This window comes from Tissierella sp. P1, assembly GCF_002266425.1.
Classification (GTDB): domain Bacteria; phylum Bacillota; class Clostridia; order Tissierellales; family Tissierellaceae; genus Tissierella; species Tissierella carlieri.
Window position 1 is genome coordinate 24,368 of record NZ_NPMN01000021.1, and the last position, 23,676, is coordinate 48,043.

Consider the following 23,676-nt stretch of genomic DNA (forward strand, 5'->3'; position numbering starts at 1 on the left):
GATGAAAAAGATATTTGGAAAAGAAAACTTAGAATATATAACTTCACTTTTTATATCTATATTTGCTTCATTATTAATAGGTGCTTTAATTATGATAGCAAATGGAAGAAGTCCCTTAGTGGGTTATAGTGCTTTATTACAAGGAGCATTTGGTTCAAAGTATAATATAGCCACAACCTTTGCTAAAACGGTTCCATTAATATTGACTGGATTGGCAACTGCCATATCCTTTAGGTCGGGCATATCAAACATTGGTGGGGAGGGGCAACTTTATTTAGGTGCATTTGCTGCAGCTTATGTGGGTATAACCTTTACCAAGCTTCCAGGGCCTATTGGCATAATCTTAGCAATTCTTGCAGGAGCTGTTGTAGGAGGAATTTATGCATTTTTTCCTGCTCTATTAAAGGTAAAGTATAAGGTGGACGAGGTTATTACCACAATAATGTTAAATACAGTGGCTACATTATTTACTGCATATTTGGTTAATTATCCATTTGCTGCATCCCAAGGTAAAATGGGAGGGACAGAAATCATAGCAGAGCAATTTCAACTATCTCGATTAGTGAAACTATCTAAATTAAATACCAGTATATTTTATATGGGTATCATCGCCATAGTTATCTATTATTTAATGGAGAAAACTTCCTTTGGATATGATTCCAAAATGGTGGGACAAAACAGCTTATTTGGAAGATATGGAGGAATAAAAGATAAGAAACAAATGGTAATAGCCATGGTAATATCAGGAGGGCTATGTGGCATTGCTGGAGTATTTGAGGTTGTTGGAGTTCACTATAGGTTTTTACAGCATATATCTCCAGGATATGCATTTGATGGTATGCTAATAGCTCTAATAGTAAGAAACAATCCTATAGGAGTAATATTAATGTCCATATTCTTTGGCGGTTTAAAAACAGGTTCCATTTCTATGGAGAATGCTACAGGAATACCATCAGAATTAGTTCTAGTGATTCAATCTATAATAATTCTATTTATTGCTGGAGAATCAGGATTCAAAAATATCTATAAAAATTGGAGATTGAAGAAAGTTGCTCGGAGGAAGGTAGGTGAAGAAAATGTTTAAGGAACTTTTCAATCTAGCATTAGTGCAACATACTATAAGAACTGCTACACCACTTATTCTAGCTGCATTAGGAGGATTACTTACTCAACAAGCAGGAATACTTAATATAGGTATGGAGGGGATGATTCTCCTAGGAGCATTTTTTGGTGTAGTAGGAAGTTATTTCTTTGGTAGTGCCTTTGCTGGAGTAGCTTTAGCAGCCTTTATAGGTCTATTGATAGGCTTGATATTTGCATTATTTGTTATAGATCTAAAATCAGATGAATTTGTAATAGGTATAGCTATCAATATTTTCGCAGGAGGACTAACAGTATTTTTATTAAGAAGCATATTTGGAGTTAAAGGAGCTTTTTCTTCACCAGATATAATACCTTTACCAAGATTGAGCTTTCCATTTATAGCAAATATTCCCTTATTAAATACTATATTTAACAATCATACTATATTTATTTATATTAGCTGGATTTTTGTAATACTGACTTATATATATCTATATAAGACTCCACAAGGTATCTGGTTACGTGCCTCTGGAGAATATCCAAAAGCACTGGAGACAGCTGGAATTAGTCCAAGAAAAATGAAATATATTAGCTCAATGGCTTGTGGAATATTATGTGGCTTAGCTGGTGCTCACCTTTCTTTAGGATATTTAACCCTATTTACAGAAAATATGAGTGCGAATAGAGGGTTTATCGCCTTAGCGGCAATAATATTTGGTAAGGCTAATCCAATAGGCACTTTTTTTGCAGCTTTATTATTTGGTTTTTTTGATGCTTTAGGTACTAGATTACAAGTAATAGGAATTCCTTCTCAATTTACTCAAATGATTCCTTATTTAGCAACTATATTTGCATTAGTTATTGTAACTAGGAGACAAATGGCGAAAATGAAGAAAGATAGTGAAGGGGTAAAGAGTATTGAAAGCTAAAAAATATGACGTAGTTGTTATAGGTGGAGGAATAGGAGGATATTATAGTGCTAGAGCTTTGAAAAGAGAAGGAAAGACTGTGGCTATAATAGAGAAGGATTCATTTGGAGGTACTGCTCTCAGATGGGGAGCATTACCTGTAAAAAAGGTATTGGACTCATTTAAAGGTATAAAAAAACATAACCATACTGAGGTAAAGAAAACTAGGGAATATCTTATAAGAAAATGGGACGAAGATTTAAGGAGATTAGAGAGTAAAATAAAAGATAATCTATTGGAAGATAAGATCGACATATACTATGGAGACGGTGAATTTCTAGACTCAGAAACCTTTAAATTGAAAGAGGATGTAATAGAAACTGAATATTTTATCATTGCTACAGGAAGTGAACCTGCTAGTATAAAAGATATTGTAATTGATGGGACAAATATAATAACTCACAGAGAGGCTATAGATTTAAGAAATATGCCTAAGAGTATAACTGTCTTAGGTGGAAATGTGGAAGGCATAGAATTTGCAGCTTTATATGCTGAAATGGGAGTAGAGGTTACCATCATAGAAAAAGAAAACAATATTCTATTTGAGAACGATGTAGATTTGGTGTATCCCATAGAAGAACATCTTAAGTCAAGAGGTGTAAGGATACTGAAAGGAACAGGTGCTAAAAATGCAGAAGTAGATGAGACAGGTGTAAAAGTATTACTTGATGATGGAAGAATAATTTCAAGTGAAAAGGCATTAGTCACATTTATGAGAAAAGCAAATTTTCCGAGAGGGATAGAGAATACCAATATTAAGATCAGTGAAAATAGAATTATAGTGAATGAGAATTTATTAACTGATGAAAAAAATATTTTTGCTATAGGTGATATTAATGGGATTTTAGGAATGGCTCATGTAGCTATTCAACAGGGTTTAAAAGTAGCAGATTATATTTTAAAAAACATCCCAGTAAATATATCATATGAAATTTTGCCTAGAGCAGTATTCACATTACCAGAAATGGCTGGAGTAGGCAGACAGGAGTGGGAACTAAAAAGAGGTAATATTCCATATAAACTAGGAACTTACTCATTTAAAGATAGCTGGAGAGGTTGGGCAAGAAACATAGAAGAAGGCTTTGTGAAAATCATACTAGATGAAAATAACAAAATTTTAGGCATATGGATGGTAGGCGAAAATGTATCTGAATACATTGGATTAATGGGATATTTGATAAAAGAAGAAAAAACAGCAGAGGAAATATTATCTAATTTAGTCATTCATCCTAGTTTGACAGAATCCATATTAGAAGCTTTGCTCCAATCAAAAGATAAGAAGGTGATAAAATGAAGCAACCTCATATATTATGCGAAGATAAGGATATATCAGAATATGTAATACTGCCGGGAGATCCAGCGAGGGTGCTGAAGGTTGGGGAATTTTTAGACTCATATGAGGAAATAGCCTATAATAGAGAATTTAGAACTATAAGGGGATATTATAAGGGTGTACCTATAACTGTTACTTCTACTGGAATAGGTGGGCCATCTGCTGCAATCGCTATAGAAGAGCTAATATCTTGTGGGGCAAAGTATCTTATTAGAATTGGCTCAGCAGGAGCAGTTCAATCAAATATCAAACTAGGAGATTTGGTTATTTGCTCCGCGGCAGTGAGAGAAGATGGAACTACGAACATGTATATTTCGCCAAACTATCCAGCGGTGTCAGATATTAAACTTACGAATTTAATTATAAATACATGTGAAGAATTAAAATATAATTATCATTATGGCCTAGTTAGATCCCATGATTCCTTCTATATTGATGAAGAAGATGAAATAATGGAAAAGTGGAGTAGCAGAAATATATTGGCATCAGATATGGAAACGGCATCTTTATTTGTAGTAGGACAACTTAGAGGTGTAAAAACTGCTAGTATATTAAATAATGTAGTGGAATATAAATCAAATATAAAAGAAGGAATCGTAGATTATGCTATGGAAGGTGTAGGACCAATAGAAGGAGAAAAAAGAGAGATTATTTTAGCATTAGAATCCCTTGTAAAAGTTCACAATCAAAAATAAGAATTATGAAAAATTGATATAAAAATCTTCTTATGAAACATAAGAAGATTTTTTAATTCATATATTTGAGAAATAAAAATTTTGCTAGTATGAGTAAGATAGGATTGTCAAAAAAGTAATTAGCTTATAATGCCAAAAACAGGGTATCACTATATTACTGTAATATATAAAAGGGGGACTTTGTATGAGTATTGGGAAACTAATCAATGAATATGGAAAAGAATTTTCTCCATATATGAGAGGATTGGTAAATCATTTACCTATGGCACAGTTAGCTCTATATCAAATGACTAAAGATTTAGAAAAGGTAAAATCCTATACTGAATCATATGTGAAAATAGTTAATATTGATCCAATCAAAACAGAATATTCACAGTGTAATTCCTTTGAAGAATGTCTTGGGAAAAGAGAACTATATGAATCCTGTTTAGAACTTGTAAAGAAAGAAATACAAGAGAAGAACATAAATGAGGTTATAAGATATGTACTTAACACCTATTCTTTAGGTATGTCATCTGGTCTTTTTCATGCATTAATTAGAGTAGCTTATGCAGTAGAAGGGTTAAAGATTGAAGAAGATTTAGTTGATGAGGTTGCCAGATCTCTAGCTTATTATATTACTACTTATAGAGAGGCAGACTTATTTAGAAGGAAAATCAGCGGTTTAAAAATTATGGAAGAAATGAATGTCATAATGAATAATTCACATATAAGAGAGTTATTAGAATTTAAAAACACAATGGGGCAAAAGATAAGGGCACTCTACGATGATGAGGAGTATCTAAAATTAGGCTTCATTATTGATGGGAAGGAAGAGGAAAAAGTAAGAGGTTTGCTTCATATACTATTACCATCCTTCATTAAATCTGGAAGCATAGTTATATTACATTGTATAACAGGTTTACATGCTCTAATAGTACTTAAAGAATACTATGATGATTTTGAGAATGCCCTAGATATTCTAACTACTTGTATCATTACTCATTTGTTAACACAAGATGATTTGTCGTTCATTAGCAAAAAAGATAGGATTATAGATTTTTCATGGAATAATATAATTAGCATGGGAAGAGAATCAACAGATGTTCATACTCTAAAACTAACTTATAGTTGTAGTCAGCTTTCTAAGCTATATGATATGATTGAATTGAAAAAAGCAGCGAAAAAAAGAATTCTAATGACTTAATAAATAAGTAACAAAAACGGTGCCTGGCACCGTTTTTGTTACTTATTCTTTATAAAATGTCGATATTTATATTCTTACTTGATGGTATACTTTCTTACCTTTTCTAATCATTATTTTTCCATCTTTGAAATCATGTAAGGTAACTTGCTTGTCTATGGAGTCTACTTTTACATCATCAATGGTGATACCACCTTGCTCTACAAGCCTTCTTCCTTCACCGTTAGATTTAGTAAGTTCTAGTTCCTTCAATAGGTCAAGTATTCCAATGCCTTTTTCAAATATAGCCTTATCCATTTCTGTAAATGGAATGGATCCTTCTTCCATTCCTCCTGCAAATAATGCTCGAGCTGCTTGTTGAGCTTTACTAGCTTCTTCTTCTCCATGAATCATTTTAGTTACTTCAAATGCCAATACTTCCTTAGCTTTATTGATCTCTGATCCTTCTAAAGCTCCCAGCCTTCTTACTTCATCCATTGGTAAGAAAGTAAGAAGTGCCAAGAATTTTTCCACATCTCTATCATCTACATTTCTCATGTATTGATATAACTCATATGGTGGTGTTTTCTCTGGATCAAGCCAGATAGTACCAGCCTCAGTTTTACCCATTTTTATTCCAGCTGCTGTAGTTAACAACTTAAATGTCATGGAATATACTTTATCTTGCTCTAATTTCCTAACTAATTCATATCCTCCAAGCATATTAGACCACTGGTCACTTCCGCCTAATTGCAGCTTGCATTTGTAGTTTCTGTATAGATGTAAAAAGTCATAGGATTGCATAAGCATATATCCAAATTCAAAGAAAGTTAGACCCTGCTCCATTCTATTTTTATAACAATCAAATGTAAGCATTCTATTAACTGAGAAGTGAACACCTATTTCTCTCATAAAATTAACAAAGTTTAGATCTAATAACCAATCTGCATTGTTTACTATTATAGCCTTTCCTTCACTAAAATCAAGGAAATGACCTAATTGTTCTCTAAATCTGCTTGCGTTGTAGTCGATGATTTCCTTAGTCATTACCTTTCTCATATCAGCTTTACCTGAAGGATCACCTATCATCGTTGTTCCTCCACCAAGTAGGGCTATAGGTTTATGGCCATGTTTCTGCATATGCATCATAACCATGATTTGTAGGAAATGTCCTAAAGTTAAGCTATCGGCGGTAGCATCGAATCCAATATAGAATGGAACAGATTCTTTGCCTAGTAGTTCTCTTAAATCTTCTTCATAAGTAGCTTGATCTATATATCCTCTTTCTTTTAGGACATCAAATACATTTTGCATAAATATCCCTCCTAAATTAATAATTATCATTTCCCGCAGTTTCGCAACTCAAATTCATTTACTCGCTACGCTCATATGAATTTGGTTCTCATTGCGTTTGACCTACATCAACTCACTATCGTTCGTTGTGTTAGGTCATAAAAAGGGCTTCATCTCATCTAAAGGACGAGAGGAAACCCGTGGTACCACCTTAATTCGCATAAAGCCTCAACCACGTAACGTGTGGGAAACGCAATAAAATATTGAAACTCCAGAACTGTAATTCACTAACTTAAGGATATAGACTTCTCACCAATAGTCTATTCTCTGTGGATTTACCTTTAATTAGCTACTAGAATCTTTCATAGTTTATTATATAATTTTACTATATATTAATATAATATAAGAATAATGTCAAGAGGTGAAAAGAGTCCAGAAAGATTCTGGACTTAAATTTTAGCTAATCATTTAGATGATTTTATTCTTCCACTTTAAGTTCTACGCTATTTTCCCATAGTCCATGAATATTACAATAGGATGACGCATATAATGTACCTGATTTTTCAGCTTTAAATCTAAGAGAAACATTTGGCTCAGTGAGTAATCCACTTTCTCCGTGAGAAGTAAAATTACAAGAACCAATTTCAATTGGGAATTTATGTCCTTCTGGTTGGAAATATACCTTTATCCAAGATATGTAATGCTCGAATGTATTAGGATGTGCTATTTCTTCTCCAACAAGAACTTTAACATCTACTAAGTCACCTTTTTTAACTGTTTCAGGTACATGAATTACGGGTACGTGTTTTTCACCTTTCCAATCTCCGCTTTGATATAAGCTACTTAAATTTTTCATATATAAATCCCTCCATATTAATTATTGTTTTACATTCAATAGTTGTTATACCCAAATATCGAAAAAAATAATCAATATTATTAACTAAATAATTATGATATAGAGTATAATAGAGTTAGATATTCTTTAAGGAGAGATGATATGGGAAACATTGAATTGATAGCCACTGCAACTTTTGGTTTGGAGGCTGTAGTTAAGAGAGAACTAATGAATTTAGGATATAATGATTTAAAAGTGGAGAACGGTAAGGTCACATTTACAGGGACAGAAAAGGATATACCAAAGACTAATTTATGGCTTAGGACAGCAGATAGAGTTCTTTTAAAAATGGGTGAATTTAAAGCTCTAACCTTTGATGAGTTATTCCAGCAAACAAAAAAGCTTCCATGGGAAGAGTGGATAACAGAAGATGGAAATTTTGTTGTGGAAGGCAAAAGTATAGACTCGAAATTATTTAGTATATCTGATTGCCAGAGAATAGTGGAGAAAGCAGTAGTAGAAAAGCTAAAAACTAAATATAATGTAGAGTGGTTTGAGAAGACTGGACCAAAGTATACTATAGAGGTTTCTCTATTAAAAGATATAGCGACTTTGACGATAGATACTTCAGGAGAAGGACTTCATAAGAGAGGATATAGGGATAGACAAGGTGATGCACCTATAAAAGAAACTTTGGCTGCAGCTATGATATTGCTTAGCTATTGGAATAAAGACAGAGTATTATTTGACCCATTTTGTGGATCAGGTACTATTCCAATAGAAGCGGCTATGATAGGTAGAAATATGGCTCCTGGTCTTGATAGGAGTTTTGCAGCAGAAGAATGGCCTAGGGTTAATAGTGAATATTGGCGTGATGCTAAAAAAGAAGCTTTTCAAGCTATAGACAATAAAACTAAATTACACATATTAGGATGCGATATAGATAGAAAATCAATTCTTCGTGCAAGAGATAATGCTGCTAATTTTGGATTAGAAGATGACATTGCATTTTTCATAAAGGATTTTAGAGATGCAGAATTGAAAAATGAATATGGTGTAGTTATTACTAATCCACCTTATGGTGAACGTATAAGTGAAAAGAGAGAGGTTGAAAGACTTCATAAAGATTTGGGTATTAAATTTAAAGAACTAGATACTTGGTCAGTTTATGTAATTACATCTAACGAAAATTTTGAAAAAGACTATGGAAAAACAGCAGATAGAAAAAGAAAACTATATAATGGAAGGATTAAAGTAGATTATTACCAATATTTTGGACCAAAACCCACGATAATTAACGAAGAACAATTAGTAAAGAACAATGAAAAGATAAAGGATTAAAGAACAAAAATTAATATATTATTTTAACAACTTTATATGTTTTAGTGTTTTTCAATCGTTAATTGTAAATTGTGCATTGTTGAAACATTGTAACTGTTAATTGTTAGTTGAACATTAAACAAATGGAGGGATAAAAATGACAATTTATACTAAAACAGGGGATAAGGGAACGACTAGCCTCTTTGATAACAAGAGGGTTTCAAAGGATGATATAAGAGTGGAGAGCTATGGAACAGTTGATGAACTAGGATCATTTATGGGATTAGCCAAGAACTATGTTGATGATGAGGAAATGTATGAGAAAATTCAAAACATACAAAACAAGTTATTTACTGTAGCTACAAATTTAGCTACAGAGGATAGCACAAAGGTTAAATATCATATAGTAGAGAAAGATATAGACGATCTAGAGAAGATAATAGACCTTTATATGGGCAGACTCAATAATCCTACAGGATTTATTATACCAGGCTCTGGTAAGAAATCAGCACATCTTCATGTGGCTAGGACTATATGTAGAAGAGCAGAAAGAAGAATTATTACCTTATCGAAAATTGCAGAAATAGATCCACTAGTTATGAAATATGTAAATAGGCTGTCAGATGCGTTATATGCAATGGCAAGGTATTCCGAAGATAAAGAAGTAACTGTTAGGTACTAAAGTATTAAATTGCAAAAATATGTAGAATTAATTTATTAAATGGTATAAAATAAATACAAGAATTAGTTTACAAAATATTTAACATCATTAAATATTCTATATGGGTGATAAGCATGCTAAGAAAAGAAGATTTGAATTATGTAGAAAAGAAAATAGAAGAATACGGTATGCTAAACTACCACGTACTTGAGGGGATGGCAGATTGGGTTCGTGTTGTGGATAAAGAGGGGACTATTATATATGCAAATAAGACGATGAAAGAAGCTTTAGGACATAATATTGTAGGTATGAAATGCTATAAATCCCATGGTAAGGAAATGCCATGTAGCTTCTGTATTACAGATAGGAGTATAAATACTGGTGAAATTGTGCAGAAAGAGGAGAAAATAAACGGAAGATATTTTTCTGTGAAATCTTCTCCTGTTACTAATTCAGATGGTAAAGTATTTGCAGCTGTAGAAGTTTTTAGAGATGTAACGAGAGAAAGAAAATTGGAGTTAGAATTAATTGAGAAAAATAAGAAAATGAGTAAGGATCTCGGATTTGCTAAGAGGATTCAAGAGAGAATCCTACCCAATAAAGAAATATTAGGAAACATAAGTATCGATTATATTTATAGACCTTCTGAAATGTTAAGCGGAGATATGTTTGATGTTTTTTATATTGATGATGAAAATATAGGAATATATATATCAGATGTTTCAGGTCATGGTGTGGCAGCAGCTATGATGACTATGTTTATTAGGCAGACCATGAGATCTATAAAAGATGATATATCGGGCCCATCGGCTGCATTATCAGAATTATATCGAAGATTTAGTACATTAAATTTAGATGTAGATAAGTATTTTACAATATTTTATGGTGTTTTTAATAAATCAACGTATGAATTTAAATATTCTAATGCTGGACACAATGCAATACCTATTAAGTATAATAAAGATAATATGGAGATGCTAGAGATAAAGGGATATCCTATGACTTTGCTATTTGATGAAATATTCTATGAGGAAAAGGTTATTAAATTAAGTAAAGGTGATAAGATATTATTTTATACAGATGGAATTACAGAAGCGAAGGATAAATCAGGAGAAGAGTTTGGCATAGAAAGTGTAATGCAAATTATAAACAATCACGAAGAAAATATTTTAAACGAGATAAACAACAATATTGTAACTCATAGCTGGGGTGAGCAGCATGATGATTTCGCTTTAGTATTAATGGAAGTTATTAAATAAAATAGACTGAATTCTTCAGTCTATTTTTATGGTATAATATATCTGAAATAGGAATTGATTCCCAATAAAGAGTTTGATATAATATTAACAAAAGGGGGCTGATGCTTTGAGCTGGAGCAATTTGTTATTTAAGAAAGAGGGAAATATTGGAATTTTATCTATCAACAGACCAGATGCACTGAATGCGCTAAATTCAATAGTATTAGATGAATTAAATGAAGCTATGGATGTAATTAATAATGACGAAGATGTCCATGTAATTATATTAACTGGAGAAGGAAGAGCTTTTGTAGCTGGAGCAGATATAGGAGAAATGAAGAATATGAATCCTATAGAAGCTAGGGCTTTTGCTGAAAAGGGATTATCATTATTTAGAAAGATAGAACTTTTAGAAAAGCCAGTTATAGCTGCCGTAAATGGTTTTGCTTTAGGTGGTGGATGTGAACTTTCTATGAGTTGTGATATTAGGATAGCATCAGAAAAGGCTAAGTTTGGACAACCAGAAGTTGGTCTTGGTATAACTCCAGGATTTGCAGGTACTCAAAGATTATCCAGGCTTGTGGGAATAGGTAGAGCAAAGGAACTTATTTTTACTTGTGATATAATTAGTGCGGAAGAAGCATATAGAATTGGTTTAGTTAATAAAGTTGTATCAGGCCAAGAACTAATGACTTCTGCTATTGAAATGGCAAATAAAATATTGTCAAAGAGCCAGTTAGCTATAAGATATGCGAATACTGCTATAAATAGAGGCATAGAAACGGATTTAGATACTGGAATGGCTATTGAAAAAGATTTATTCGGTTTATGTTTTGCAACGGAAGATCAAAAAGAAGGGATGGGAGCGTTTTTAGAAAAACGTACACCTAACTATAAATTAAAATAATTTGGAGGTGCATCATGAAAAAATAGGTATACTAGGTAGAGGAACTATGGCTTGTGGCATAGTACAGATTTTTGCACAGAAGGATTATGATGTAATTATGTGGGTTAGATCTATTGACGAGGCTAATCCGAGGGGGAGCATTAAATCTATAGAAAAAGGTTTAAGTAGACTTGTTGAGAAAGAAAAGATTACGAAAGAACTTATGGATAATACATTAAATAATATTTCCATAACTACATCCTATGAAGATTTAAAGGACTGTGATTTAGTTATTGAAGCTATAGCTGAAGACATGGATTTAAAGAAAGAGATATTTGGTAAGTTAGATAAATTATGCAAAGAAGATTCAATTCTTGCTACAAATACTTCTTCATTATCTATTACTGAAATCGCTAATTCAACTAATAGACCAGATAAGGTTATTGGAATGCACTTCTTTAATCCAGTACCAATGATGAAATTAGTAGAAGTTATAAAGGGAATTGCTACTTCAGAAGAAACTAAAAATACAATAGTAGAATTATCACAAGGGTTAGGAAAAACTCCAGTAGAAGTAGAAGAAGCTCCAGGATTTGTAGTAAATAGAATACTTATACCAATGATAAATGAAGCAGTTGGAATTCTTGCAGATGGAGTAGCTAGTGCATCAGATATAGATGAAGCTATGAAATTAGGTGCAAATCATCCAATGGGACCTTTGGCATTAGGAGATTTAGTAGGTCTTGATGTTTGCTTAGCTATTATGGATGTTTTATATGAAGAATTTGGTGATTCAAAATATAGAGCTCATCCTCTACTAAGAAAGATGGTTAGAGGTGGTTTATTAGGTAGAAAGACTAAAAAAGGATTCTTTGAATATTAAGATTAATTATAGTGAAAGACCCTTCAATATTATACAGAAGGGTCTTTCACTATAATTAATAGGAAAGTTTAATTTCATTAGTAGGTAAAATTTGGCTTAGATGGGTTTCAAAAAAGGATTCTCTAATTTATTTATGATTTGATGGAAGCCTTTTTTATATAAATTTGAAATTTAAAATTAACAATTAAAAATTATCTTTTTGGTTACAATATATTAGAAAGATTTTACTCAAGAAGGGTGGTTTCCCATGAGAACTTTTTCTAAGGTTTTTATTGTATCGTTCATTTGTTTTTTGATTGCAATATTTATTGGCTCTTATTCTTATGTAAAAGAAAAGGATATAAAACTTGAAAGTGAGCAAAGTTATCCTATAGCAGAAAAAATGGATATAGGTAAGACAATTGTTAAAAAGCTGGAAATAGCACCAAAGGAACCAGAGATATATTCTAACTTGAAGGAAGCTATAGAAAAGAGTAATAGAGTGAATTTTATAGTGTTAGGCATGGAGGATGTAAGGACGGATACAATTATATTTGCCTCCTTTTGCCTGATACAAAAAAGGTTAGTTTAGTGAATATACCAAGGGACACCTATATCCATAGAAAAGGATATAATACAGCAGAGCAAAGAAAAATCAACAGTATATATGGAGACCACGGAGTAGAAGGAGTTAAAAAAACTATATCTCATATATTAGAGGATATACCAATTCATCATTATGTTATGCTAGACTATAAGGGTGTAGAAAAAATTGTAGATGGATTGGGAGGGATTGAAGTAGATGTGCCATTTCATATGAAATATAAGGATCCTACAGCCAAGCCTCCATTGCATATAGATATTTCGCCTGGGAAGCAGACATTAGATGGAAAAAAATCGATAGAATTTCTAAGGTATAGAAAAGGGAACAATAATAAGGGAGGATATATTGATGGTGATTTAGGTAGAATAAAGGCACAGCAAGGATTTATACAATCTTTTATAGGAAAAGCATCAGATAATATTTTAACAGTCCTTACAAAGGGATTTAGCCATGTTAAAACAGATCTTAACTTAGTGGATACACTTTCCTATGGCAGGAAAACAATCGGAATTACCAATGAAGATTTTGAAACACTTACATTGCCGGGTAAAGCAGAATTTAGAAAAATACAGAAAAAAGTATTATCTTATTTTATTTATGATAAAAAGGAAACCACAAAATTACTTGAAAAAATATATAATGTAAAAAGCCCGAACCCTTAAATTTATAGGGAGGGGCTTTTTATATATTTCATTAATATTTCAAATCTAAAAATCAACAATCGCAATCCGAAATTTCTACTAGCCTATACTGCTGCTTTTTCTTTATCTTTATCTTGTGCTATTATTGAATCACCTATGAGGTAAACATTTCCAGCACCCATAGTGAGAATAATATCATTTTCCTTAACATGACTTAATAGATAAGCTTCCACCTCATCAAAAGTCCCTAGATAAACAGTATCTGAACCTTTGTCAGATATGGCATTTGCTAAATCCCTTGAGTGGATTGATCCATCATCTTTCTCCCTTGCGGCATAAATATCTGTAATTATGACTTTATCAGCATCAATGAAGGCCTCCGCAAAGCTATTTAATAAAATCTTTGTTCTAGTATAGGTATGAGGTTGAAATACACAGTAAATATTACCGACAGCAGAGTTTTTCAATGCATTTAAAGTGACTCTAATCTCAGTAGGATGATGTGCATAATCATCAATAATTTTAATACCATTATAATATCCTTTTAACTCCTGTCTTCTATGAACTCCTGTATAGATGGAAATATTTTTCTGAATATCCTCCATTGGAATACCATAAATATGAGCAGCAGCAATGCTAGCCAGGGAGTTATATATATTATGTTTACCAATGACACTTAACTTAATAGGATATAATCCTTCATCCTTAACTTTTAGAGTATAAGAAGGAAAACCTTCCTCAGAAAAACTAATATTCTCTGCAGTATAATCTGCATCTTTATCTATTCCAAAGGTAATTACTTTAGCCTTTGTATTATCCATTATTTTTTTATAGCTTGCATCATCTATGTTAATTAATAAATAGCTATCTTCATTGAGATTCTTACCATATTCAACGAAGGTACTTAAAACATGATCCATATTTTTAAAGAAGTCTAAATGATCAGCATCAACATTTAATATAATAGCCATTGTAGGAAAATACTTTAATATATTTCCTTTATATTCGCAGGCTTCAGTAAGAATATACTCTTTAGATCCTAATTTTACATTGCCTCCTATTTCATCTAATTGTCCACCTAAAAGAATGGTAGGGTTTAGTGTGGAACGATTTAATATAGTAGATAACATACTAGTAGTAGTAGTTTTCCCATGAGTGCCAGATACTGCAATTGAGTTTTTATAGTTTTTCATTAAGGCACCTAAGAAGGTAGCCCTATCTATTACAGGTACTCCAAGAGAATGTGCTTTTACAAGTTCTTCATTATCTTTTGATATAGCATCTGTGTATATTATTAGATCGGCACCATTTACATTACTTTCCTTATGACTTATGTAAATATTGGCTCCTAAATTTTTTAATCTTTCAATTATTAAACTGTCCTTTGCGTCAGAACCAGTCACAATATATCCTTCAGACAATAAAATTTCAGCTAAACCACTCATAGATATGCCGCCAATTCCAATAAAGTGAACCCTAGGATATTTATTATCAGTTATGCAAAATTCAAACATAAGCTTTCCTCCTAAATAAAAAAATTACTTTCTATATTTATTATTGCCATCTTATATATTAATATTATTTTATTCTAATAGTATTAAATTGTCACTGATAGATTATATCATAATAAAAAAAAAATTAAAGATAAATCTTGAGATTATGTAAAGTTTATAACATATTAGTATAAAAAAGTAAAAAAAGTTCCTATTTAAATATTATAGGTAGTTTTTTGGAACTAATTGAATTCAAGTTCTTTTATAAAGTGAAAAATAAATTAGAATTTTCCCATAAATTAATAAAAAAATAAAAAAAATTTTTAAAAAAGAAGGATTTTTAAAACTTTTATAGAATATAGAGAATATTCAATAGTTTTTGTGACTTAAATAAAGGGGGCTAAAACGTAATGAAGATTACAGATGTGAGATTAAGAAAAATATCAGAAGAGGGGAAAATGAAAGCAATAGTATCCGTTACTTTTGATGAGGAATTTGTAGTCCATGATATCAAAATAATCGAAGGTCAAAATGGATTATTTGTTGCTATGCCAAGTAGAAAAATGGCAGATGGTGAGTTCAGGGATATAGCTCATCCTATTAATGCTGAAACTAGGCAAAAGATTCAGGAAGCAATTTTTAGAGAATATGAAAAGAGTTTAGCTACAGAATAAAAAAGAGCCGCAGGGCTCTTTTTTATAACGAATAGGAAAGATTATTTTTATTTTTGGTATTAAGAATCTGACTTAAATGATTTTTAAGCAGATTTCTAAAATCTTTGATTTTGTACAAGTCGCTTATGCAGTGACCAAAAAAGGCTTCCTTATAATGCTTCGTATAGAAGCCTTTCTTATAACCATATGAAAGCTCTCTTTAATGGTAAAAATAAATAAGTTTTACAAAAACTTACTGAGCTTATTAATACTTCAATGAGAAACTTTTATATATATGTCAAGGAAATTATATAAATTTTATAGATTTTAGTGTAGACTTATATAAGAAATGGGTTAAAATATTACTTGATAGATAATTTAAATCGAGGTGTAAAAAAATGAATATTTCTATTATATTAGCAGCGGGTGAAGGCACAAGAATGAAATCAAAGCTTTCTAAGGTATTACATAAGGTTTGTGGAAAACCTATATTAGAATATGTAATAAAGGCTAGTAGAGGTGCAGGTACAGAAAAAAATGTAGTTGTTGTAGGTCATGGTGGTGATATGGTTAAAGAATATTTTAAGGATGATCCTATAGTATTTAAGGACCAGCCTATTGGCGAAGATGTTCCCTATGGCACTGGTTTTGCTTTAATGCAAGCAGTAGATCATATAGAAGATAATAGTACTGTAATCATTCTTTATGGGGACACACCACTTATTACGGAGTTGACTATAAATAAGTTAATTAACTATCACAAAGAAAATGAGTTTCAGGCAACAGTACTTACTGCTATTTTAGATAATCCTACAGGATATGGTAGAATCATTAGGGAGGATGCTGGGATATACTTAAAATAGTAGAAGAAAAAGATGCCTTAGATGAAGAAAAGAAAGTAAAAGAGATCAACTCTGGTATATATTGTTTTAATGGTAAACTGTTAAAGGATGCTTTAAGTAAAATTGATAACAATAATGCTCAGAATGAATACTATGCTACAGATGTTATAGGTATATTAAAGAAAGAAGGATATAGGGTTGGAGCTTATGTTATTGAAGATTCCATTGAAATACATGGTGTCAATTCAAGAATTCAATTGGCGTTTACTGAGGAAATAATGAGAAAAAGGATAAATGAATATCATATGGTAAATGGGGTCACTATAATAAATCCTGAGAACACATATATTGAAGATGGAGTTCAAATTGGAAGAGACACAGTTATTTATCCTGGAGTAAGTTTAGAAGGAAATACTGAAATAGGTGAAGACTGCATCATTAGGAACAATTCCAGGATTATAAATAGTATAATCAATAATGAAGTTAGTATTGAATCTTCAACTATAGAGGATAGTATTGTTGGAGAAAATACACATATAGGGCCTCATGCTCATCTTAGACCTAATAGCAATATTGGTAAGAATGTAAAAATTGGCAATTTCGTTGAAGTTAAAAATTCAACTCTCAAGGATAATACAAAAGCCAGTCATTTATCTTATATAGGAGATGCAGATGTTGGCTATAATGTAAATATCGGATGTGGTGTTGTATTTGTAAATTATAATGGTAAGGAAAAGTTTAGGACAACAGTAGGAGATAATGCTTTTATAGGTAGTAATGCTAATTTAGTTGCTCCAGTTAATGTAGAACCATGGGGATTTGTAGCAGCAGGATCTACTATAACTAAAGAAGTGCCAGAAGGAGCTTTGTCTATTGCTAGAGCAGAGCAAAAAAATATAGATGGTTGGATAAGAAAAAAAAGGATATAAAAAATAATAAATAAACTTAGGAGGAATATATAAAAATGAATTTATGTATGGGCGGAATGAAAGTTTTTTCAGGTAATGCAAACAGAGAGCTAGCAGAAAAAATCTGTAAAGAACTGGGCATACCACTTGGAACATGTGATGTTAGTCAATTTAGTGATGGAGAAATAAATGTAAACATCAGTGAGACTGTTAGAGGGATAGATGTTTTTATAGTACAGCCAACTTGTACTCCTGTGAATGATAACTTAATGGAAACTTTAATACTTATAGATGCGGTAAAAAGAGCATCTGCAGGTAGGGTAAATGCTGTAATTCCATATTATGGATATGCTAGACAAGATAGAAAGACTAAGGCTAGAGAACCAATAACAGCAAAGCTAGTAGCAAATTTATTTACTACAGCTGGTGCAGACAGAGTAATAAGCATGGATTTACATGCTGCACAGATTCAAGGATATTTTGATATTCCAGTTGATCACCTTTCAGGCGTATCCATACTAGCAGAATATTTTAAGGATATTGTGGATGAAGAAACAGTTGTAGTTTCTCCTGACTTAGGTGGTGTAACTAGAGCTAGGGCTTTTGCTAATTTATTAGATCTTCCAATAGCTATAATAGAAAAAAGAAGACCTAAAGCAAATGTTTCAGAGGTTATGAATGTTATAGGAGATATCAATGGTAAGAATGTTATATTAATTGATGATATTATTGATACGGCAGGAACTATAGCTAAGGCAGCCAGTGTACTTAAAAACTTTGGAGCAAAGAAGGTTTATGGTTGTGCTACTCATGGTGTATTATCAGGTCCAGCTATAGAAAGAATAAGAGATTCTGAATTAGAGAAATTTATTATTACAGATACAATACCTATTCCAGGAGAAAAGAGGATTGAAAAAATCGAAGTGGTATCTGTTGCACCATTATTTGCTGAAGCTATAAGAAGAATTCATGATAATGAATCTGTAAGCAAATTATTTGAATAGAATAAACAGGAGATGATTTTTTGTTTGTTGTAGTAGGTTTAGGAAATCCTGGAAAGGAATATACTAATACAAGACATAACATAGGGTTTGATACAATAGATTTATTAGCAGAGAGGAATAATATTAAAATTAATAAAATAAAATTTAAATCAGTTTATGGAGAAGGAATAATTGGTAGTGAAAAGGTTCTTCTTGTAAAGCCACAAACTTATATGAATAATAGTGGAATTACTGTTAGAGATATATATAATTTTTATAAAGTTCCTATTGATAATATTATAGTTATAGTTGATGATATTGATATTGATTTTGCTGCAGTAAGAATAAAGAGAAGGGGAAGTGCTGGATCTCATAATGGATTAAAATCTATAATATACCTACTTCAAAGAGATGATTTTCCTAGGGTCAAAATAGGCATTGGGAAGAAACATGAAAATCAAGATTTAGCAAATTTCGTTTTAAGTAGATTTCCAAAAGAAGAAAGGGAAGTTATTGAAATATCTATTTTAACTGGAGCCGAATCAGTAGAAGCAATTATAAAACATGGTATAGAGCAAGCAATGAATGAATTCAATACTAAAGGAAATAGAGCCCAGGATTAGACCTGGGCTATGGTCTTTTCCGAAGGAGTGAAGGTATGCTGAATTTTTTAGTAGATCCGCTAAATAACTTAGATGTTTATAATAAGCTGAAGACAGATATAGAAAAGAAGAATAGTCCTATAGCTACTTATGGTATTATTGATGAAAGTATAGGACATATTCTCTATGCCCTAATGGAGCATACTAAAAGGCAAACACTATTGGTAACTTACAATGAGGTAAGAAGTAGAAAGATTTATGAAGATATAAGAAATTTAGGAAATAATAATGTATTTCTGCTTCCAAAAAGGGAATTAGTTTTCTATGAAGTAGATGCCTTCAGCTATGAAAGTACCAATGAAAGGCTTGGGATTGTATCTAGACTTGTAAAAGGTGAAGATTTATTATTAGTTACCTCTATAGAAGCTATATTTCATAAGCTTATGTCTAGAGATGTTTTGAAGTCCTATTCTCAGGAGCTGAGATTAGGAGAAGAAATAAACTTAGATGATTTAATTAAGCTGTTGACAGATGGTGGATATGAAAGAGTAAATATGGTGGAAGGTATAGGACAGTTTAGCCTAAGGGGGGGAATTATGGATTTCTTTCCGCCATATAGCGGGAACCCTATTAGAATTGAATTGTTTGATGAGGAAATTGATTCTATAAGAACCTTTGATATTACTAATCAAAGATCTATTGAAGTCCTCGATTATACCTTCATATTTCCAGTAAAAGAAACTTTGATATTAGATGAATATAGGGAGAATATAATTAACAATTTAGATAAAGATTTAATTAAATCTTTATCTAAGTCAAAGATTAGTGTAATAGAAAAGGAAAACTTAGAAAGTAAGTTTAATAAGTATAAGGAGCATTTAACTGAAAAGTTATTTATATCTAATATGGATATGATAATTCCTTATATACCAAAAGAATATCTGTCATCTATAATTAGTTATTTAAAAGAAGACGCAATAATTTATATAGACGAGCCTAAAAGAATAGAAGAAAGTGTAAAAAGTGCTGGAAGTGATTTTAATCTAAAGTTTACAGACCTCTATGAAGTTGGAGAGGTCTTACCTTCACATGCCAATATTCTTTATAGTTATAATGAACTATTAGAAGAAATAAAGAAAAGAACATGTATCACAAATAGTGCACTTTTAAGTGGAGATAATAGTTTTAAACCTAAAGTAATTCATAATTTCTCAGTGAAAGGAATGCAATCTTATCATAATAAGATGGATATTTTAAAAGAGGATATAGATCATTTTAAATATAGAGGATATAAAATCATTATACTTTCAGGAACAGAAGAAAGAGGTAGAAGGCTTTATAAAACATTATTGGAACTGGGTATAGAATCAAACTTTATGATAGATAAAAATGCTGAGATTAAGTCCTCACAAGTTTTTATTACACCTGGTAGTATTCATGGAGGATTCCAATATCCAGCTTTAAAGCTTATTGTTATTAGTGATAAAGAAATATTTGGTGCGGGAAAGAAAAAGACAGGGAAATTGAGGAAAAAAGATCCTAGCAAATCTATTAGCTTTTCTGATTTGAATGTTGGCGATTATGTAGTACATGAAAACCATGGGATAGGCAGATATGAAGGTGTAGAGCAGTTAAATATACAAGGAATAAAGAAAGATTATCTTACTATAAGATATAAAGGCGAAGATAAGCTATATGTACCTATAGATCAAATGCATTTAATCCAGAAGTATATCGGATCGGATAGCATAAAACCAAAAGTGAATAAATTATCTAGTTCAGAATGGGCTAGGACTAAGGAAAAAGCTAAGAAGGCTGTAGAAGATATGGCTCATGATTTATTAGAGTTATATGCAAAGAGAGAAAGTTATAGGGGATTTGTTTTTTCTAAAGATGGTGAATGGCAACGACAATTTGAAGATTTATTCCCTTATGAAGAGACAGAAGGACAGTCTAGGAGTATTATAGAAATCAAGAAGGATATGGAAAGACCAAAACCAATGGATAGACTTCTTTGTGGTGATGTTGGATATGGGAAAACGGAAGTGGCTTTAAGAGCAGCATTTAAAGCTGTCATGGATGGAAAACAAGTAGCTTTTCTAGTACCTACTACTATTCTTGCACAACAGCATTATAATACAATAATGGAGAGATTTGCCAATTTTCCCGTTAAAATAGCTACCCTTAGCAGGTTCAGGACTAAAGCAGAACAAAAACTTGCAATTGATAGCATTAGAAGAGGTGTTGTTGATATTGTAGTAGGTACTCATAGATTATTATCTAAAGATGTTTCTTTTAGTGATTTAGGTTTATTAATAATAGATGAAGAACAGAGATTTGGCGTAAAGCATAAAGAGGCGCTTAAAAAATTTAAAGAAACAGTGGATGTACTTACTCTTACAGCTACACCTATACCTAGGACATTACATATGTCCTTGTCAGGCATTAGAGATATGTCTGTTATTGAAGATCCTCCAGAGGAAAGGTATCCCGTACAAACCTATGTTGTTGAATTTAATGAACAAATGATTAGAGATGCGATACTAAAGGAAGTTGGTCGTGGAGGACAGGTTTATTTTGTGTATAATAGGGTTGAGACTATAGATAAGATTACTTCTATGCTTAGAAAATTAGTACCAGAAGCAAAATTCTCCATAGGGCATGGTCAAATGAGTGAGCGAGAATTAGAGAAGGTAATGGTCGACTTTTTAGAAAAAGAAGTGGACGTTCTAGTATGTACTACTATTATTGAAACAGGATTAGATATTCCAAATGTAAATACTATAATAATCCATGATGCTGATAAGATGGGACTATCTCAATTATACCAACTTAGAGGAAGGGTAGGAAGGTCTAACAGGATAGCCTATGGATATTTTACCTATGAGAAAAATAAAGTGTTATCAGAGGTAGCAGAAAAAAGACTTAGAGCTATAAAGGAATTTACAGAATTTGGTTCAGGTTTCAAAATAGCTATGAGAGACTTGGAAATAAGAGGTGCAGGAAATCTTCTAGGTTTAGAACAGCATGGTCATATTGAGGCCATAGGATATGATTTATATGTAAAGTTCTTAAATGAGGCTATTAGAAGACTGAAGGGTGAGAAAGTCGAAGAACATATAGATACTACAGTTGATATAAAAGTAGATGGGTATATTAAGTCTAGGTATATTGAAGATGAAGAACAGAAGATAGAAGTGTACAAAAAAATTGCTTCTATTTCTAATATGGATGACTATAGGGAATTACTGGATGAGCTAATTGATAGATTTGGAGATTTACCTAAGGAAGTTGAAAATCTGATGGATATTTCTTACATTAGATATTTAGGAAGTAAAAATAATATTAGAAATATAATCCAAATAGATAAAGAGGTTATCTTAGAGTTTAGTTCTACAGAAAATATATCAGTTGAGCTGTTGCACCTCTTATCTACTGAATATGGAAGAAGATTATCATTTGATTTATCTACTGAACCATCCTTTAAATTCAGGTCAAAGGATAAAATTTTAGATGAGCTAAAATCTTTGGTTGAAAAAATTAATGGTTTTAATCATGGAAAAAATAATATATAATAGATAATGGATGCAGATTTAATAAATAGACTTAGAAAGGATGTTAGTATTGAACAAAACGAGAAGTAAAAGATTTTTAATAATAGGATTATTATTAGCACTTATTTTAACTGTAAGTGGATGTAATAGTAAAGAAGAAGGTCTTGTTGCAAGAGTAGATGGAGAAGGAATCACAGTAGAAGAATTTGAAAGTGATTTTCAAGTATTTAAAAGGATATATGAGCAACAGCTTGGTGAAGATGCTATGACTCAGGTTGGAGAAGATGGTAGGACCTTAGGGGAAAGCCTTAAAGAAAATATAATTGAAAAATTAATAATGGAAAGACTTGTGGCAAAAGAAGCCAAGGATATGGATATAGAAGTTACTTCAGAGGAAATTCAGAAGCAAATGGAAGAATATATTACCCTTATGGAAGGACAAGAAAAGTTTGATGAATTTTTAAAAAGCAATCAGTTATCAAAAGAATTTTTTGAAGAAAATCTAAGAAAAGAGTTACTATTTAATAAACATAGAGAAGCTTTTATAGATAGTACTTCTATAGATGAAAAAGAAGCTAAAAAGTATTTTGATGATAATAAAGAAAATTTAGTTGTAGTAAAAGCATCTCATATTTTAGTTAAGACTGAAGATGAGGGTAAGAAAGTATTAGAGAAACTTAAAGCAGGAGAAGATTTTGGGAAACTCGCAGAAGAGGTATCTATTGATAAGGCATCTGCTTTAGAAGGTGGAAGTCTAAACTACTTTGGTAAGGGAGATATGATTGCTGAATTTGAAGAAGCTGCTTTTGCTTTAAATCCTGGAGAAACCAGTGATTTAGTTCATACTGAAGTAGGTTATCATATTATTCATGTTGAAGATAAAAAGGATACTTATGAAGCATTAAAGGATGATATAATTGGATTATTAAAAGATAATAAATATCTAGAAAAAATTCAAAAATTGAGAGATAATGCTAAGATTAAGATTTATTTAGATATTAAAACTAAATAATAAAAGAGATATTAATATCAAAGGACCTGACATTATGTCAGGTCTATA

General features: G+C 31.6%; 22 protein-coding genes. 19 read left to right on the top strand and 3 right to left on the bottom strand.

From position 1 onward, the window contains the following. Position 1 precedes the first annotated feature (1 nt). From CIW83_RS14805 to CIW83_RS14825, 5 genes are all read left to right on the top strand, one after another. The gene (locus CIW83_RS14805) at positions 2-1,084 is read left to right on the top strand and encodes an ABC transporter permease (protein ID WP_094902501.1); all 1,083 of its coding nucleotides are present in this window, start codon (positions 2-4) and stop codon (positions 1,082-1,084) included. Further along, positions 1,077-2,012, top strand: coding sequence for an ABC transporter permease (locus tag CIW83_RS14810; RefSeq protein WP_094902700.1), 936 nt, complete (start codon positions 1,077-1,079; stop codon positions 2,010-2,012). The genes CIW83_RS14805 and CIW83_RS14810 overlap by 8 nt, the downstream gene beginning before the upstream one ends. Further along, the gene (locus CIW83_RS14815; protein WP_094902503.1) at positions 2,002-3,345 is read left to right on the top strand and encodes an NAD(P)/FAD-dependent oxidoreductase; all 1,344 of its coding nucleotides are present in this window, start codon (positions 2,002-2,004) and stop codon (positions 3,343-3,345) included. Before CIW83_RS14810 ends, CIW83_RS14815 begins: the two co-directional genes overlap by 11 nt. Further along, entirely contained in the window at positions 3,342-4,079 is a 738-nt protein-coding gene (locus CIW83_RS14820) for a nucleoside phosphorylase (protein WP_094902505.1), read from the top strand. The genes CIW83_RS14815 and CIW83_RS14820 overlap by 4 nt, the downstream gene beginning before the upstream one ends. A gap of 184 nt (positions 4,080-4,263) precedes the next feature. Next, positions 4,264-5,265, top strand: coding sequence for a questin oxidase family protein (locus CIW83_RS14825; protein ID WP_094902507.1), 1,002 nt, complete (start codon positions 4,264-4,266; stop codon positions 5,263-5,265). Positions 5,266-5,331: 66 nt separating this feature from the next. Here CIW83_RS14825 and tyrS read toward each other — a convergent pair whose 3' ends face one another. Together tyrS and CIW83_RS14835 are read right to left on the bottom strand one after the other, a co-directional pair. Then, a complete protein-coding gene (gene tyrS / locus CIW83_RS14830) occupies positions 5,332-6,555 on the bottom strand; it encodes a tyrosine--tRNA ligase (RefSeq protein WP_094902509.1) in 1,224 nt (407 codons plus the stop codon). Positions 6,556-7,012: 457 nt separating this feature from the next. After that, positions 7,013-7,390: a class II SORL domain-containing protein gene (locus CIW83_RS14835; RefSeq protein ID WP_094902511.1), complete on the bottom strand. Its 378-nt coding sequence runs from the start codon at positions 7,388-7,390 to the stop codon at positions 7,013-7,015. A 141-nt stretch (positions 7,391-7,531) separates the two neighbouring features. Here CIW83_RS14835 and CIW83_RS14840 point away from each other — a divergent pair, with 141 nt between their 5' ends. The 7 genes from CIW83_RS14840 (at position 7,532) to CIW83_RS14870 (ending at position 13,602) form a co-directional block, all read left to right on the top strand. Further along, on the top strand, positions 7,532-8,710 hold the full coding sequence (locus CIW83_RS14840; RefSeq protein WP_094902513.1) for a class I SAM-dependent RNA methyltransferase: 1,179 nt from the start codon (positions 7,532-7,534) through the stop codon (positions 8,708-8,710). Positions 8,711-8,846: 136 nt separating this feature from the next. After that, entirely contained in the window at positions 8,847-9,371 is a 525-nt protein-coding gene (locus tag CIW83_RS14845) for a cob(I)yrinic acid a,c-diamide adenosyltransferase (RefSeq protein ID WP_094902515.1), read from the top strand. Between the two features lie 113 nt (positions 9,372-9,484). After that, a complete protein-coding gene (locus tag CIW83_RS14850; RefSeq protein WP_094902517.1) occupies positions 9,485-10,609 on the top strand; it encodes a SpoIIE family protein phosphatase in 1,125 nt (374 codons plus the stop codon). A gap of 106 nt (positions 10,610-10,715) precedes the next feature. Continuing rightward, positions 10,716-11,495, top strand: a complete 780-nt coding sequence (locus CIW83_RS14855; RefSeq protein WP_094902519.1) for a short-chain-enoyl-CoA hydratase — start codon at positions 10,716-10,718, stop codon at positions 11,493-11,495. 7 nt (positions 11,496-11,502) lie between these two features. After that, entirely contained in the window at positions 11,503-12,357 is an 855-nt protein-coding gene (locus CIW83_RS14860) for a 3-hydroxybutyryl-CoA dehydrogenase (protein ID WP_201259916.1), read from the top strand. Positions 12,358-12,604: 247 nt separating this feature from the next. After that, positions 12,605-12,928, top strand: a complete 324-nt coding sequence (locus CIW83_RS14865) for a hypothetical protein (protein WP_094902523.1) — start codon at positions 12,605-12,607, stop codon at positions 12,926-12,928. Then, entirely contained in the window at positions 12,928-13,602 is a 675-nt protein-coding gene (locus CIW83_RS14870) for an LCP family protein (RefSeq protein ID WP_158220140.1), read from the top strand. Before CIW83_RS14865 ends, CIW83_RS14870 begins: the two co-directional genes overlap by 1 nt. A gap of 83 nt (positions 13,603-13,685) precedes the next feature. Here the strand turns inward: CIW83_RS14870 and murC are convergent, their stop codons facing one another. Beyond that, complete coding sequence (gene murC, locus CIW83_RS14875) at positions 13,686-15,095, bottom strand: UDP-N-acetylmuramate--L-alanine ligase (protein WP_094902527.1); 1,410 nt, start codon at positions 15,093-15,095, stop codon at positions 13,686-13,688. 389 nt (positions 15,096-15,484) lie between these two features. Here murC and spoVG point away from each other — a divergent pair, with 389 nt between their 5' ends. The 7 genes from spoVG to CIW83_RS14905 all read left to right on the top strand — a co-directional run bounded on the left by spoVG (position 15,485) and on the right by CIW83_RS14905 (position 23,628). Further along, positions 15,485-15,748 (top strand): septation regulator SpoVG, encoded by a 264-nt coding sequence (gene spoVG / locus CIW83_RS14880; RefSeq protein WP_094902529.1) that lies wholly within the window; start codon positions 15,485-15,487, stop codon positions 15,746-15,748. A gap of 377 nt (positions 15,749-16,125) precedes the next feature. Then, positions 16,126-16,590, top strand: a complete 465-nt coding sequence (locus tag CIW83_RS24935) for an NTP transferase domain-containing protein (protein ID WP_369819400.1) — start codon at positions 16,126-16,128, stop codon at positions 16,588-16,590. Positions 16,591-16,634: 44 nt separating this feature from the next. Further along, the gene (gene glmU, locus CIW83_RS24940) at positions 16,635-17,498 is read left to right on the top strand and encodes a bifunctional UDP-N-acetylglucosamine diphosphorylase/glucosamine-1-phosphate N-acetyltransferase GlmU (RefSeq protein ID WP_369819401.1); all 864 of its coding nucleotides are present in this window, start codon (positions 16,635-16,637) and stop codon (positions 17,496-17,498) included. Between the two features lie 35 nt (positions 17,499-17,533). Continuing rightward, entirely contained in the window at positions 17,534-18,481 is a 948-nt protein-coding gene (locus CIW83_RS14890; RefSeq protein WP_094902531.1) for a ribose-phosphate pyrophosphokinase, read from the top strand. A 20-nt stretch (positions 18,482-18,501) separates the two neighbouring features. Further along, on the top strand, positions 18,502-19,083 hold the full coding sequence (pth, locus tag CIW83_RS14895) for an aminoacyl-tRNA hydrolase (RefSeq protein WP_094902634.1): 582 nt from the start codon (positions 18,502-18,504) through the stop codon (positions 19,081-19,083). A gap of 35 nt (positions 19,084-19,118) precedes the next feature. Further along, the gene (gene mfd / locus CIW83_RS14900; RefSeq protein WP_094902636.1) at positions 19,119-22,637 is read left to right on the top strand and encodes a transcription-repair coupling factor; all 3,519 of its coding nucleotides are present in this window, start codon (positions 19,119-19,121) and stop codon (positions 22,635-22,637) included. Between the two features lie 49 nt (positions 22,638-22,686). Further along, complete coding sequence (locus CIW83_RS14905) at positions 22,687-23,628, top strand: peptidylprolyl isomerase (protein WP_158220141.1); 942 nt, start codon at positions 22,687-22,689, stop codon at positions 23,626-23,628. The last annotated feature ends 48 nt before the right edge of the window (positions 23,629-23,676 follow it).